The organism is Peribacillus frigoritolerans, from assembly GCF_040250305.1.
Classification (GTDB): domain Bacteria; phylum Bacillota; class Bacilli; order Bacillales; family DSM-1321; genus Peribacillus.
The window spans coordinates 1074688-1090136 of record NZ_CP158190.1 but is presented as its reverse complement, the minus strand read 5'-3'; the positions used below and the strand labels follow the sequence as shown (position 1 = coordinate 1090136).

At 41.8% G+C, this 15449-nt stretch carries 15 protein-coding genes; 1 reads left to right on the top strand and 14 read right to left on the bottom strand.

Annotation, left to right across the window (positions count from 1 at the left end):
- Window positions 1-42: 42 nt before the first annotated feature.
- From lepB to ABOA58_RS05345, 3 genes are all read right to left on the bottom strand, one after another.
- Window positions 43-588, bottom strand: a complete 546-nt coding sequence (gene lepB, locus ABOA58_RS05355; protein ID WP_350301521.1) for a signal peptidase I — start codon at window positions 586-588, stop codon at window positions 43-45.
- Between the two features lie 250 nt (window positions 589-838).
- Window positions 839-1546, bottom strand: a complete 708-nt coding sequence (locus ABOA58_RS05350; protein WP_350301520.1) for a nitroreductase family protein — start codon at window positions 1544-1546, stop codon at window positions 839-841.
- A gap of 114 nt (window positions 1547-1660) precedes the next feature.
- Entirely contained in the window at window positions 1661-2077 is a 417-nt protein-coding gene (locus ABOA58_RS05345; RefSeq protein ID WP_241591505.1) for an RrF2 family transcriptional regulator, read from the bottom strand.
- A 271-nt stretch (window positions 2078-2348) separates the two neighbouring features.
- Here ABOA58_RS05345 and ABOA58_RS05340 point away from each other — a divergent pair, with 271 nt between their 5' ends.
- The gene (locus ABOA58_RS05340) at window positions 2349-3302 is read left to right on the top strand and encodes a bile acid:sodium symporter family protein (protein WP_350301519.1); all 954 of its coding nucleotides are present in this window, start codon (window positions 2349-2351) and stop codon (window positions 3300-3302) included.
- A gap of 51 nt (window positions 3303-3353) precedes the next feature.
- Here the strand turns inward: ABOA58_RS05340 and ABOA58_RS05335 are convergent, their stop codons facing one another.
- The 11 genes from ABOA58_RS05335 to ABOA58_RS05285 form a co-directional block, all read right to left on the bottom strand.
- Window positions 3354-3539 carry a hypothetical protein gene (locus ABOA58_RS05335; RefSeq protein ID WP_350301518.1) on the bottom strand — a complete coding sequence of 62 codons (186 nt, stop codon included), beginning with the start codon at window positions 3537-3539 and terminating at the stop codon, window positions 3354-3356.
- A gap of 227 nt (window positions 3540-3766) precedes the next feature.
- Window positions 3767-5077, bottom strand: coding sequence for an amidohydrolase family protein (locus ABOA58_RS05330; protein WP_350301517.1), 1311 nt, complete (start codon window positions 5075-5077; stop codon window positions 3767-3769).
- Window positions 5078-5264: 187 nt separating this feature from the next.
- Window positions 5265-6242: a zinc-dependent alcohol dehydrogenase family protein gene (locus ABOA58_RS05325; protein WP_350301516.1), complete on the bottom strand. Its 978-nt coding sequence runs from the start codon at window positions 6240-6242 to the stop codon at window positions 5265-5267.
- Window positions 6243-6546: 304 nt separating this feature from the next.
- Window positions 6547-7737: an oxalate decarboxylase family bicupin gene (locus ABOA58_RS05320; RefSeq protein WP_350301515.1), complete on the bottom strand. Its 1191-nt coding sequence runs from the start codon at window positions 7735-7737 to the stop codon at window positions 6547-6549.
- Between the two features lie 205 nt (window positions 7738-7942).
- Window positions 7943-8734 (bottom strand): ABC transporter ATP-binding protein, encoded by a 792-nt coding sequence (locus tag ABOA58_RS05315; RefSeq protein ID WP_350301514.1) that lies wholly within the window; start codon window positions 8732-8734, stop codon window positions 7943-7945.
- 15 nt (window positions 8735-8749) lie between these two features.
- Entirely contained in the window at window positions 8750-9763 is a 1014-nt protein-coding gene (locus tag ABOA58_RS05310) for a FecCD family ABC transporter permease (RefSeq protein WP_350301513.1), read from the bottom strand.
- A complete protein-coding gene (locus ABOA58_RS05305; protein ID WP_350301512.1) occupies window positions 9760-10764 on the bottom strand; it encodes a FecCD family ABC transporter permease in 1005 nt (334 codons plus the stop codon). Before ABOA58_RS05305 ends, ABOA58_RS05310 begins: the two co-directional genes overlap by 4 nt.
- 85 nt (window positions 10765-10849) lie before the next feature.
- Window positions 10850-11818, bottom strand: coding sequence for an ABC transporter substrate-binding protein (locus ABOA58_RS05300; protein WP_350301511.1), 969 nt, complete (start codon window positions 11816-11818; stop codon window positions 10850-10852).
- A gap of 1093 nt (window positions 11819-12911) precedes the next feature.
- On the bottom strand, window positions 12912-13757 hold the full coding sequence (locus ABOA58_RS05295) for an HAD family hydrolase (protein ID WP_350301510.1): 846 nt from the start codon (window positions 13755-13757) through the stop codon (window positions 12912-12914).
- A gap of 118 nt (window positions 13758-13875) precedes the next feature.
- The gene (locus tag ABOA58_RS05290) at window positions 13876-15144 is read right to left on the bottom strand and encodes a PTS ascorbate transporter subunit IIC (RefSeq protein ID WP_350301509.1); all 1269 of its coding nucleotides are present in this window, start codon (window positions 15142-15144) and stop codon (window positions 13876-13878) included.
- 31 nt (window positions 15145-15175) lie between these two features.
- On the bottom strand, window positions 15176-15442 hold the full coding sequence (locus ABOA58_RS05285) for a PTS sugar transporter subunit IIB (protein WP_048883161.1): 267 nt from the start codon (window positions 15440-15442) through the stop codon (window positions 15176-15178).
- Window positions 15443-15449: the final 7 nt, after the last annotated feature.

The window sequence follows — 15449 nt, the reverse complement described above, 5'->3', positions numbered from 1 at the left end:
TAATTATCCTCTAAGCTTGCACTTGTACTCACTGTGATCCATTCACTTCGGCACTCCCATTTCATTTAGTGGGTAGATACGAAATTTCACTTTGCCCACAAGTGATTCTTCAGAAATAAAACCAAATCTTCTTCCATCCCAACTGTTTCTCCGATTATCCCCCATGACAAATAAATGACCCGCAGGAACCTTGGATTTCCCAAGTAAATCACTCAGGGTGAAATTCTCCGTCAGATTTTCTTCAGGCGGAATTTCACCTTTTTTTGTTTTCAAATATGGTTCCGTATATTTTTTCCCATTGATATATAAGACATCATCTTTCATTTCGACACTGTCACCTGGTAGACCGATCACTCTTTTTATATAATTCTCTTCCGCGTCCGGAGCATAAAATACGACCATATCGAAGCGCTCCGGCTTTCCGATTTTAGCAACCACGATCCGGTCATCATTCTCATAAGTCGGCTCCATTGATTCACCTTTTACTGTGACTGGCGTAAATAAAAACTGTTGGCAAATGAACACAATCATTAAAGCGAATAAGATGGCTTTCAACCACGAAAACACTTCACTTCTCATATTCTTCATAAGGACTCCCTCCCATCCATTGTGAACGGCTAAACCAATTATTGGCTTGCAGCGCAATTCTTTAGCTCTGTTTATCCCCTTAAATATCCTTTTGCGTAGGGGACTTTTGAGGAGACATTCCAAAGAAATATCTGGAAAAATTGTAACATATCCATTTATCGCATGCGAGATTAAATCATTTTCAATGCCAATCTCAAACCATGAAAAAAAGGATAGCGAATTTTAGCTATCCTTTTACTACGTTTTTTCCTTAGTATTTATTCCAAGTCAATATAGTATCGAGTGGCAAACGGACTTTTTCAAACCCTGCTTTAGTTCCTTTTCCAATGGAAATTAACATGACAGGCTTGAAGTTTTCCGGTACATTGAATGCATCGACAAATTTGGCTTCATCAAACCCTCCCATTGGGACTGTATCGTATCCTTTTGCTTTTGCAGCCAACATGATCTGCATGGAAACCAAGCCACCGTCAATCATGGCTACACTTAAAGCCTTTTCAGCAGAAAAATTACCGTAATTATGCAGAATAGAGGCTACATATGGCTCTTTGATTTCATTCTTCATGATTCCTTTATTGACTAATTCACCATAAATCCGCTCTGCATTTTTGTAACCTTCTATATCAGCTAAAACGGCAATGACAGCAGATGCATCGACGATTTGTTGTTGGTTATTTGCGATGGGAAGCAATTCTTGCTGTGTTTGCTTATCTTGAATCACAAGGAATCTCCATGGCTGCAAGTTGGAAGAAGATGGCGCTTGAATCGCAATATCCAGGATTTCACGAATTTCTTCTTCAGTCATCACGTATTCAGCATCGTACTGGCGAACAGATCTCCGTTCTTTTGCTACCGTAATGAAATCCGTATCATTAAGGACTTTGGGTTTTTCAACCGGTACATTCAATTCTTTCGATTTATTTAGGTACTCTTCTTTACTCATTATATTTTTTGTCATTTATAATGACCTCCATTTAACTGTATTTAATACAGGAACAGTATATAACGCATACTGTTCTTTTGTCAAATACAGTTTAAGAAAAACGAAACCCTGTCAGTTTCGTTTTTCACATTAAGATTTTGATAGTAAGTCAGCGATCGTCTTTTGTTCCAAGCCTTGTATAATCCAGCTCTCCATCTCGTTTTTCAAACCGCATAACGCTTCTCTAGAAGATGGATGAAAGCATTTTTTATCATTCACATCAAGAAAGCCTTTTGAAAAAGGTTCTGATTTAATTGCAGAGTATATATCTGCAAGAATGATTTGTTCGGGATTTTTGGCAAGTGAATATCCCCCATCCCTGCCCTCCTTCGCTTGAATCAGCCCTGCCTTCACTAAATTACTTAATATTTTTCTAAGAAAACCTGACTCCGAATCAAGCTTATCGGCCAATTTATTACTATTACATAATCCATCATGATCAGCAAGAACAAGCAGGGCTTGTACGGCAAGACTAAACCACATAATACTGGATACCTTTTCTGACATTTCTTTCACCTCTCTCTCTACTTTAAACTATTTTTCAATGAATATACAACGATGCATCGAACAATCCTGCCTAAAACCTTAAACCCTCGGTCGTCGGGGAAAGCTTTAAGCCCTTTTTGGAACGATGCGAGTTCCAGGGCATTGATAGTAATCCATTTTTAATAATCCAGAAAAAAATATATAGACAAATTTATTGTCTTACAAATTATATTTTTAGGAATATGGTAAACTTACTTAATAGAATTTACTTTGCTCAGGAAGTGGATGAATCATGCTGAAAACAATTAATGAACAAATGGATAAAATTATGCCCCTTATCACGCCGATAAGCGTGGTTATTGGGGTATTATTGGCCGAACATCTAATGGATTACACCTTTCTTGTCCCATGGATATTTGCCTTCATTACCTTTTCCGGAAGTTTAGGCTCTAACTTTAAATCTCTTAAACAGGCAGTCACCCACCCTTTACCTGTTTTCATCGTATTGATCATCCTTCATATGCTTATGCCTGTTTGGGCTTTTGGACTCGGCCATTTAGTGTTCCATGGTGATGCTTTCACGATTACCGGCCTAGTCCTGGCTGTAGTGATTCCAACCGGTGTCACCAGTATGATCTGGGTATCCATTTATAATGGGAATGCCGTACTTGCCCTAACCATCATCTTGATCGACACCCTACTCTCGCCATTCATCGTTCCTTACAGTGTATCCCTTTTTGGAGGCGGTTCGATCGAAATGGATATGGGTTCGATGGTGAAAGGATTAATCGGTATGGTCGTTCTTCCCTCCATGCTTGCCATGTTCTTGAATCAAGCTACAAAAGGGAAGATACAATATACACTATCCCCCCGCTTAGCTCCATTTTCCAAGATATGCGTTGGAATCGTAGTCATATTGAACAGTTCAAAAATCGCGCCTTACTTAACACATTTCGATAAGAAATTACTGATCATGTCCTTCTTGGTTTTGTTCATAGCTGCTTCTGGGTATGCCATTTCTTGGATGGTCGGTGCATATTTAAGATGGGATAAGGAGGATATCATCACCTTGACATTTACAGGCGGCATGCGAAACATCAGTGCTGGAGCCGTTCTTGCAACCACCTATTTCCCTACTGCCGTCGCGGTACCCGTTGTACTTGGCATGCTGTTTCAACAAATGCTTGCCTCCTTTTTTGGCTATATCATGGAAAGGCATTTCCATCGTGATGTGAATGAAGGGTGACCCGTTGAAACAACACCATTGGAAAATAGTGTATAATCAATACATAGATCTTCATACGGTGGTGAAATTCATGATCCATGCTGTCAAAGATTTTTTATCCAGCTGCTTGCTGATTACCAGTTGGTTAATATTTGCGGTCAGCAGCATTTTTTTCGTCTTTTCGTTTTTTACCGTTTTTGCCATACCTATTTTCTTATTAATATTTTTTACCGGCTTCCTTTGTTTCCATATTTCCAAGAAACTTGACTCACGTCGGGCTTCTAAGTGTTAAGATCTATTTATTCTACAATACAAGCGGTAATTTTTTTTGAATGCCATTTGATACGAATTACCCCTTACTAAAACGGCCCAATTTATTCCGATCTGCAACCAGATTCGACCTACAACCAATTTTCGTCCCTTAACTTAATCCATAAAAAAAGGAGCTGCAAATGGCAGCTCCTTCTTTTGTTCTCACATCTGCATTATCGTGATAAGGTACCTTGCAGACGATTTGTTTCGGCGATTACTTTTTCTTCATCGATCGTTAAGCAGCGGCCATCTTTCACGACGTTTTTGCCATCGATGTAAACATCACATACGTCATTTCCGCGTGCTGCATAAAGCAGGTGCGAATAGGCTTCACTTAGTGGCTGCAGGTGTTCTTTGTTATATGGGTAAATGGTGATGAAATCCGCTTTTTTACCAGCTTCCAGTGATCCTGTGTGACCCATGCCTATCGCTTCGGCGCCCATTCTTGTGGCCATGGCGAGTGCTGTTTGGGCAGGGAATTTTGTGGCATCCTTATACATTCCTTTTTGCAGCAATGCGGCTGTCCTCATTTCTTCGAACATATCGAAGTTGTTATTGGAGGCGACGCCATCTGTTGCCACTCCCACTTTAATGCCTGCATCAAGAAGGCTGACGACATCTGCTATCCCAGATCCGAGCTTCAGGTTACTGATTGGATTATGGGCAACGCGAACATCATGCTGTTTTAGGATCGCCCGCTCTTCATCATTAAGGACCACTCCATGTGCCATCACTGTAGGCTGATCGAACAGGCCTAGACGGCGAAGGTGCTCGACAGGACGGGATCCGTACCGTTTTTCGATGTCGAGGATTTCAAAGTCCGTTTCCGATACGTGGATGTGCACCATCAAATCATTCTCTTTTGCAATTCGTGCACTTTCCATGATCGCTTCAGGTGTGCAGGCGTATGGGCTATGTGGTGCGACCATGGTAGTCAGGCGGCCATCGGCAAATGCTTTATAGTTTTTTGAAAACTGCTCAGCCCCCATGAGGTTCGCTTTCTGGTCTTTTTCGGTACCCAAGCTGAAGATCGTATAGGAAAAGGCTCCGCGCATTCCTGTTTCGCCTATCGTCTCCATGACAGCACCTGCATCTATTCCATTAGGATTGAACATATCCGAAAATGTCGTGGTTCCTGATTTCATCATTTCCATAATGCCTAGCTGTGAACTTACAGAGGCGATTTCCGTTGTAAACTGGCTTTCGATCGGCCATATTTTCGTTTCAAGCCATGGCTTCAGCAGCATATCGTCCCCGATACCGCGTAAAAGGGTCATTACAATATGCGAGTGGGCATTCACAAGGCCTGGCATGATCCATTTCCCGCCAAGGTTGACCACATGATCTGCATCTGCCAATTGCTGTTCATCATGCTGGCCGATGTAGGATATGGTATGATCCTGCACAATCATCATGCCGTTTTCAATGATTTGGTTTTCCTTGTCCATCGTAAAAAATGTAGCATTCACATATATTGTTTTCATAAGTATTTCCTCCAAAGTCGTATCATGTATCAACATGTTCTATTCCGCATTCTAAACTAGCACCTTACAGGTAATCAAGTAATTCCATATTATCAGGGGACATTTCCATTTACCTTAGGAACCTATTGGAAGTGCTCCAAGATGAATGCGTCCTTCAATTACCACATAGTGGATGTCTATTGCAAAATCAATTGCTTAAAAAAATCTTCCCTCTAACGCCCGTGACAATCATGGCTTCTTGCACATCTTGAAGGCTGTAGCAGGAATCCGGCATCATGAATGTCAACCTTTTATCAGCAATGAACCCCATCAAAAGGTTAAACGTTTCATGCCAGGTTTGAACGGAAGCCTGCTGATTCCAATGCCGAAGATGAAACATTTTAACATTCACTTTTGTCCTTTCGGAAATTTTCGCCCAATTTACAGACTGCCCTGATAAAAGACCAATCGTTAATAAGATGCCATTAGGCCGAACACAAAAAGCGAGTTCTGAGCCATCGATGCCGCCTACTGAATCTATGGCCGCTTTCGCTCCGCGCCCCTTCGTCATTTCCATTACTGTATCATGCAATGATGATCGGGACGTATCGATCACATATGAAGCACCAAGTTTAAGCAGTTCTTCCGTATACTTATTGTTTCTCGTTACAGCAATCAGCTTAAATCCAAGAATCCTGGATAACTGGGCAAAGATGCGGCCAATCGAAGATCCGCAAGCATTTACGAGTAAAACATCATCAGGTTTCAAAGTTAATACTTCTGTGATTATTAGCCATGCGGTTATCGGGTTTATATATAATTGCGCTGCTATATGGTCCTCAATCGAATCCGGAATGACGATGGCCAGCTCCGCAGATGTTTTAACATAATCCTGCCAGGTCCCTTCACCGCGCAAAGGCAAAACACGCTTGCCTATCAGCTCTTTCGAAACCGATGGACCCACCTCTTCGACAATGCCGACCCCTTCATAACCAGGTATGGAAGGCAAGGGAATTCGGTGTGAATAGGCACCGCGAATGGGCAGCAAGTCAGACGGGTTAATGGGACGTGTGGTCATCCGAACGAGGACTTCCCCCTCGAAAGGTCTTTGAATACATTTATTTTCAACTTTTAAAACGTTTTGCGGATTCCCAAATTCATAGAATTTAATACATTTGGCTTCCAAGATAATAAGTCTCCTTTAATATATAAGTCTTTCCATTTTATCATTTAAACTGAACCTGGCGAGTATTCTAAAAAACTTAAAGAGCTGTTAACTCTGGATTTAATGTATTATTGTTTTCCACGTTTTAATCACTTCTAATTAAGCATTCCGTTTTATTATTATAATCCCTTTTCACCTTCAATTGACCTGCCCCTTCGTTCCACAAAAAAAAGGTTGCCGCAGCAACCCAGGTTTTGAAGTAAAAAATTCTTTTGTTAAATAAGAACCTAATCATAACTTTTCTAATATAAATACCCCTATCAGTTTAATCCGGCATTTTAGTAGGAAACCCGGGATATTTCACAACAGGCCATTTCTCCTTGCGTAGTGAATCGAGCAATTCTGACCCAACATTCAAGTTGCTTTGAACTAGTTCTTTAGGAGTCAGTGCCATCCACTGGTTTAGAGATACATCTACAAAGCGATTGCTTTTGAACATTTCTAAAAACCATAACGTTTCGGTACCGGTGTTCTGAATATAGTGCCCAGTAGCAAAGGGTACATATCCGACATCACCTGCTCTATAATCAAGTGTACGAGCTGTACCGTTTCCAGTAAATACTGTCATGCGCCCTTGTCCAGTAAGGTAATACTGCCACTCGTCGTTATTAGGGTGCCAATGAAGTTCTCTCATTCCACCCGGCTCAATCTCAACGAGTGCTGCTGCGATTGTTTTTGAAATAGGGAAGTTAGAAGAGTCCACAATTCGCACGCTTCCACCAGGGGTCTTGATTGGTGTTTGTTTCAACAGCTCGTGCTTAAAGGTTAAAGGAACTTCTCCGTAAGGTGACTGGACTACCTGACTTTCCAGTGAACCGGGTACCTTTCCCTGATAGATATAGACCTGATCTGAAGGAATGGAGTTAAAGGCACTCTCTGGAACGCCGAAATTGGCCGACAGAACATCTTTTGGAGTGTGTGCAAACCAATCTGAGATGGATAAGGTGTTAAGATCGGAAAAGTTTCCGTCATCGAAGACGAGCAAAAATTCGCAATGTTCCAACCCTTGAATCGAATGTGGGATTCCTGGGGGAAAGTACCAAAGATCGCCCGGGCCGACGTCGGCAATGAAATTTCGTCCTTCTTGGTCAACCGAGGTTATGCGTGCCCGTCCTAACAGCATATAAGACCACTCTGCTTCTTGATGCCAATGGAGTTCACGTACTCCTCCTGCCGTTAAGCTCATATTTACACCCGCAAGTGTGGTCGCAATCGGAAGTTCCCTTGCGGTGATCTCCCTTGACCATCCCCCGTGATTTAATGTCATTGAAGTGTCCGAGAACGAGAATTTCAAGTTAGGAAGCAAGCCTGCATCTGTGATAGGCGGGACGAGAATATTTGGGTTTTGAAGATCCCGCATAATATTTCGCGGCCCAGAGTCAATCGCTCCGGCTCCATCACTTCGGATAGGCTGTGGCACATACCCGTCCACTTGATTAATAGTTCGTTTTTCCATCAAAAAGCACCTCTTTTTGGCATTATAAAGGGATAAGCCTTTATTGTAGTCTTATGATTTAGGCTTCGAATGTATGTCACTGTGCCTATTGAGAAAAAACAAAAGGCATCCCCTTTTGAAGGAATGCCCCATTTAATGTTGGTTGGATTAATATAAAAATCTACCGCTAACGTCTTGATCTATATTAATAGGGAAGAAACTGCTTCTAATGATCTTGAGATAAACCAATTGGAATGCATAGGGGCGTTTGATCTACTGGATTTTCAATAATACAGCATTCCAGTCTGAAGACGTCCTTGATCATCTCTTTTGTGAATACCGTTTCAGGCGGTCCCTCCTTATAGATTTTTCCCTTCTTGATGCTAATTAGATGATCGGCATACTGTGCCGCTTGATTCAAATCATGCAGAACCATGACGATCGTGCGTCCATATGTTACGTTTAAATCGCGCAGTAATTCCAATATTTCAATTTGGTGTGCTAAGTCGAGATAGGTTGTCGGTTCATCTAACAGTAAAAGGTCGGTTTCTTGTACTAAAGCCATCGAAATCCATGCTCTTTGCCTTTGTCCTCCAGATAATGCATCCAATGTCCGATCAGCAAACTCCGTCATTTTTGTTGCTGATAATGCACGGTCGACAATCCTATGATCTTCCGGGGTTTGTCTGGAAAATAAGCCTTTGTGCGGATGCCTGCCATAATAGCATAGTTCTTTAACGGTTATATCTTCAGGAGCTTCCGGAGCTTGGGGCAATATAGCCAATTTCTTTGCGACTTCCTTGGAAGATTGCTGATGAATGGCCTTTCCATCTAAATGGATCGTGCCTTGCTGTGGCATTAGTAATCTAGCTAGAGACTTTAGAATGGTGGATTTGCCACAACCATTGGAACCAATGATTATACTGATCTTACCTTCAGGAATTTCCAAATCGATATTATCAATGATTTGAGTTGATCCATAAGAGAGAGAAAGATGCTCTGCTGATAATGTTGTCATGGTCGCCAGCCTTCCTTATGTTATTTTTCGTTCACGGCGTAATAGATATAAAAAATATGGCACGCCAATCACCGCAGTGATGATTCCGGCGGGTATTTCTATTGGAGGGAATAATCCTCTTCCAAGGCTATCGGCAACGAGGAGAAAGATAGAACCGAAAAGAGCTGAAGCAGGAAGTAATACCTTGAATTTTGACCCTACCACTCTCCGGGCAATATGGGGGGCAATTAAACCAATGAACCCGATGGAACCAACCGCTGCTACACAGACTCCGATTAATATGACAGATACGCTTAACAATATATAACGCAGTAATTTTGATCTTTCACCGAGACCTGTAGCTATATCGTCTCCAAGACTCAGTACATCCATTTTAGACGTCAATGCAATCAATACCGGGACAAGAACAAGACATGGAAGCAAAATGAATACTTGATCCCATCCTCTTCCCCATAGGCTGCCGGTCAACCACAGCAATGTCGTGTTTACATCATCCGGGAACTTGACCATGAAATACTCTATGCCAGCTTGACATATGGCCCCTAAAGCTATTCCGACCAAAGCTATTGTATTTGGCTGAGCTCCTTTTTTATAAACAAATATCATCAAAATTGCCGCCATGACCGCCGCTCCGATAAAAGCTGAAAGAGGCAGTATGATAATGGGCGATTGCGGAAATAAGACAATGACGATAACAGCTGCCAAACCGGCCCCTTTTGTTACCCCAATCACATCCGGAGAGGCCAACGGATTTCGAAGGACTCCTTGCAGAATGGCTCCAGCCGTTGCCAAACCGGCCCCCACTATCACGGCAATTAGAATGCGTGGTATGCGATAGTTATGCAAAATGAATGTCTGACTTTGCATACCATTTCCAAGGAAATTTTGGAGAATTTCTAAAGGTGATATATATATGGCCCCTAAGCCCAGGCTCACCATTGATAAAATCAGCATGGTAACCGTCAGCAACAGGAGAATAGAATAAGGCTGCAAATTTGATTTCAACCCAAATGTCCGTTTTAGTTTCATTGCTTAATATTCCTCCCTCTCTTCGCTAAATAAAGGAAGAATGGCGCACCGATTATAGCTGTTACGATGCCTACCGGCGACTCAAAAGGATAAGCGATGAACCGTGCGAGAATATCTGCGTAAACTAAGAGTAAAGCGCCGAATAATGCAGAGAAAGGGATGATTCTTCGATAGTCCCCACCCACCAGTCTTCTGACGATATGAGGAATAATCAATCCCACAAATCCCACTGGACCTGCGACGGCAACCGAAGATCCTGCCAAAATGATCACCAATATTCCTGCTAAAATACGGATTCGGTACACCCGCTGCCCAAGACCCTGCGCCATATTTTCTCCTAAGACAAGGATGGAAACAGATCGAGAGAACAAGGCAGCAACCAATAGCCCGATAAGAGACCAGGGAAGGATCATGTTTACGTGCGCCCATGTCTTTCCATTAATAGACCCGACCAACCAATAGAGCACATCTTTCGCTTGTTCATTAAAGATGATCATGCCTTGCGTTAAGGAAGATAAAAAAAAGTGAACAGCCATTCCAGCCAATGCCAGCTTCACTTGGGTCATTCCTCCTCCCGAAGCAAAAGAATAGACTGCCATCCCTCCCACTGCTGCACCAATGAATGCAACGCAAACTAAAGAGACTGAAGAAAGGTTAGGAAAGAAAGCAAAAGCTGACACAATAAAAAATGAGGCACCTGCATTAACACCAAACACTTGTGGTGAAGCTAATGAATTCCGGGTAATAGCCTGCATGAGAGCACCCGCTACCGCTAAATTAGCACCGACCAAAGCTCCAACTATAGCTCGGGGCAAACGAAGAGTCCTTATAATAGTCTGTTCCTTGGACGAGTCGACATCAAAAAAGGACTTCAAAACCATTGATGCATCAATATCTGCCGCTCCCACAGAAATACTCGTCAGGACGCCTAAAATTAACAAAACGATTCCAGCGATAGCTGTACATAACACTTTCAGTTTACTTCTAACTACAGTTTCCATTGACTATACAACACACTTCCTAACAAAATTTAAACCTAATGGAAAGCGAAGTAAGAATGGGATCTCTTACTTCGCTTTTGTTCCTCTATTCTTCACCAAGCATTTTTAAAGTGTCTTTAGCAATGGCCTCTGCGGATACAACACCACGGTATCTCGTCCATAAATCTCGATCAACACTATACACCTGTCCGTTTTTTACAGCCTTCAAGTCTTTCCAAAGAGGATTGTCTTTCCACTCATCAGTAAGTAACTTACCCTCATTGTTCGCCAAAAGCAGCACATCCGGATTAATTTCGACAAGCTGCTCCAGATTCATCTCGGCATGTGGCTGTTCCTGCTGAATCGCATTTTTCAATCCCATGCGCTCAAGCAATTCTCCATCATAGGAAGAAGAAGTATGGGCTTGGAATGAAGTATCACGTACAACTGCAGGTAAAACCGTCATATTTGAATCAACAGTAAGTTTCGATTTAAGTTCCTTAATCGTTTTTTCATGCTCGCTCAATCTTTTTTCTGCAGCATCTTCCTGATTGACTGCCTTTGCAATCGTTTTAAAAGAATCCAGATTTTCTTGATATGTAGATTCCCGACTTTTTAAGACAACGGTAGGAGCAATCTGCTGTAAATCTTTATAAATCCCTTTATGCCGCTCAGCATCTGCAATGATTAAATCCGGCTGTAAAGAACTGATAACCTCTAAATTAGGCTGCTCACGTGTTCCTACAGAAGTATAATCCATTTCTTGACCAACAAGTTTTGTAATCATATCTTTTTTGTTGTCATCTGAAATCCCGATAGGTTTTATCCCTAGGGCATTTAAAGAATCAACGAAAGATAACTCAAGCGTAACTATTTTTTTAGGAGTGTTTTTAATTTCCGTTACTCCCATTTCATGCTTAATCGTCCTTGTTTCTTGATTACTTGTTTCGGCAGATGTATTCTCTGCTTCCGTTGTTTTTTGAGAATTATTACATCCTGATAACACCATCATAATCGTAAATAACAGGATGAATGCTCCTCCCCCAAATGTTCTTACTTTTCTAGATTCTTTCATTTTTTGCACCCTTTCCGTCATCTATACCTACTTAACTTCTTATCTGACTAATACATTCATAATTGAAAATGATTATCATTATCCTGCTGTTATGATAAAGTCATAGATTGATACCGTCAATATTAATAAAATTTTGTTAATAAAAATCATTATGGCCATTAAGACGACCTGCATGGATTTTATTGTTTTCAGCTACGATCTGATTCGTGAATTAAGCAAAGTAAAGACAGTTTAAGCAAATGCGTATTTCAGCTTGCCAAAAATCGAGGTAGAAAGACCCCACCATAAGGTCATCATTATCGGTAAACTCAGTTTTAAAATAATCGTCCAAAACAAGTAATTTTTGAGAAAAAATGTTAATATCTTGTAAAACCAATTCAAAAAGGAGTGGAATCCCCTTTGTCTAGACAGGTATTAGGAAAAACACTTGTAATTTTAGGTGCTCTTGCAATGATTATTAATCTTTCTTTTTTCAAACAAATGGAATGGTATGATATAGTCCGATGGATTTCATATGCTTTATTTGGAATAGGTTTTCTTTTAATTCCTACATACTCCAAATCAAAAAGTAATGATTAACAATAATGAACGTATCAATAATAATAGACACCAGCTCAAAATAAACAAGAGCAAACCCGTTAAGGTCTGCTCTTGCCTGTTTCAAAGAATCATTTTCTATTAATCAGCATCTCTTCAAGAGGATATCCTTCATTAGGTGAAGCTTCTTGTTTTGAGCGTTTTATGGAGGTTTTAATAACAATGGTAGACGCAATTGATAATGCCCCCATGATCAGGTAACCTGTGGATCTTGAAAACACTTCAATCAAGATGCCAATTAGGACGGGTCCTAAAATATAAACTTTGGAATAAGCCCATTCGTAGATTGTTTAATCTCTGGTCAAACTCTACACCCCTCAAAAAAAACGTTCGGAGTTGAATTCAGAAATCCATTGAGGGTTTCATAAAACAGTCAAAAACCATTAAGGAATCTTGTTTAGTTGTCAAAACTTGAATGTTGTTGGGAACGTAGGGCACTCGCTTTCCAATCACCGTTCAAATTTCCAAGACTAGTTCTTTGCCCTTCCAGGTTATTTTAGTGAAACTTACCCTTCAAAAAACGATACAGTCCATCTTCTCTATATGAATACTCCGTCACTTCATCGGCTTGTTCTTTGACCAGGTCAGTGGCGTTTTTCATGGCAACGCAATGTCCGGCGAGTTTAAATAGCGGGAGGTCATTTTCGCCATCGCCTACTGCCAGGATATTTTCGGGTGCTAGCTGGAAATGTTTCAGCAGCAGTTGAACGCCTGTTGCTTTTGTGATGCCTTCCACGGTCACTTCTACATTATGATGGGTGGAGGAAGCTGTGGTAAAGGCATTGTACTGCTTGATTTTCCCCAACTCCGCTTTCCATTTTCGAATCGTATTCATTTCATTGCTGAAAAAGTAGATCTTGGCGACGCTGCTTATATCCAGTTGTTCTGACCATCTTATTTTGTCTTCGACTGCATCCTGTCTTGATAGCCATTCATTTTCATCGACAGTCTCAGGTTTTGGTATCAAACCTTGTTTAACCATATAGTCTTTATCTTTAAGTAATGCCATCCGTGTTCCTTCGTTCGGATGAACTTCGTAAAAAATCTCTTCCGCTCCTGCTTTGGCGACCAATTCTTCGACAAGTTCCGTCGACAGGGCGTGTTCGACAATCTGTTTCTTTCCGATGAATACGGACATTCCATTGGCGGTCACCATTCCATCGGCCTCCATGCCGGACGGCAAAACGTCCCTTACCTCTTCCAGCGTTCTTCCTGTTGCAATGAAAATCAGCTTTCCGCTTTTCCTAAGTTCGCCTATGTATTGTTCCAGCGTCTCATTCACAGTGTTTCTTTCGTTCAATGTCGTGCCATCCAAATCGAGCACAATTGCCTTGTTGGCCATGCCAATCACCTCAAAAATCCGAATGATGATGAAAATGCCAACAGCCTATTATCTAGAAGATCTTAGGCTGCTGGTATCATTCATTTATTTTGTTTCTGTACCTTATTAGTATAACAGTTTAGGATAATCCTAAAAGTTTCATGACGCTTAATATCAAGAGACCGACCACACCGAAGTCCGAATCACCAAATGTGGTGCCTTCAAACCCTACATCCCCCAAGAAGACCAGGAGTATCGCCGGCAGGAAACTGATGATGAGTCCGTTTGCAAAGGAACCGAGCATCGCTCCGCGTCTGCCTCCTGTGGCATTTCCAAATACACCTGCTGCAGCTCCGGTGAAGAAATGCGGTACGAGCCCCGGAACGATTACTTTCAGTCCTAGTACCGGAAGGAGGAACATGGATAATAATCCCGCCAGGAAACTGAATAGGAACCCGATGATCACTGCATTTGGAGCGAATGGAAAGATGGTCGGACAGTCCAATGCAGGCTTTGTATTCGGCGCCACTTTATCGGCAATCCCTTTGAATGCAGGGACGATTTCAGCAATTAACATCCGTACCCCCGCAAGGATGATGTAGACTCCTGCAGCAAATGTTATCGCCTGGATGAAAGAAAATACGATGAAGTTCGAACCGCCGGATAATTCCGTTTCAATATAGTTCTGTCCGGCAAACAATGCGACGATCACGAAGAATATCGTCATCGTAAGCGATACAGCGACTGATGTGTCCCTCAGGAATCCTAAAGATTTAGGAACCTTGATTTGCTCTGTCGTTTTTTCCTTATTTCCAAACCATTTTCCAACAGTCGCGGATACAAAATATCCGATTGTCCCGAAATGGCCAATGGCAAAATCATCGCTTCCGGTAATCTTCCGTACGTATGGCTGAAGGAGGGCTGGGAACATCACCATGCATACTCCCAATAGAATGGAACCGACCAAGATAAGCGGAAATCCGCTGAGCCCGCCGACCGATAGGGTGACTGCAAGTAAACAAGCCATGAATAAGGTATGGTGTCCCGTTAAAAATATATATTTAAATGGCGTGAAACGAGCTAGCAAAACATTGACAACCATACCAAAAACCATGATTAGTGCAGTCGAAGTCCCAAAATCACTTTGGGCGGCTGCGACAATGGCTTCGTTATTCGGTATGACGCCTTGTACATTGAATGCATGATCGAACATTTTACTGAATATATCAAGGGCGCCAATGAGCACTGCCGCTCCCGCTCCAATGATAATGAAGCCCATGACGGTTTTTAGTGTTCCAGATACGACATCAGCACTGGATTTCCGCTGTAACAGCAGTCCAATGAGGGCAAACAGCCCCACAAGTATGGAAGGTGTACCCAAGATGTCATTCATGATAAGTTCCAGCATTGCCTCTCCCCCTCTTCTTTATGTTTTCTTCTTATAGATGTGAAGCCAATTTCGATGTGATTTCAGGAATGCTCATCATGTTTTCCAGTGTGACGATCGTCCGGGTTCCATCATCCAGCTGACCGACAATATCCGCCGCTCCCAGGAAAATATCAGCCTGAACCGTTTTTGCGGATGCCAGATCCGTATGATCCACCTCGGCTGTCTTACCCATTTCCGTCAACGCTTTCTTCACATTCATCTCCATGATGAAGCTGCTTCCCAATCCGTTTCCGCATACTACCATGATTTTCTTCATATCAATC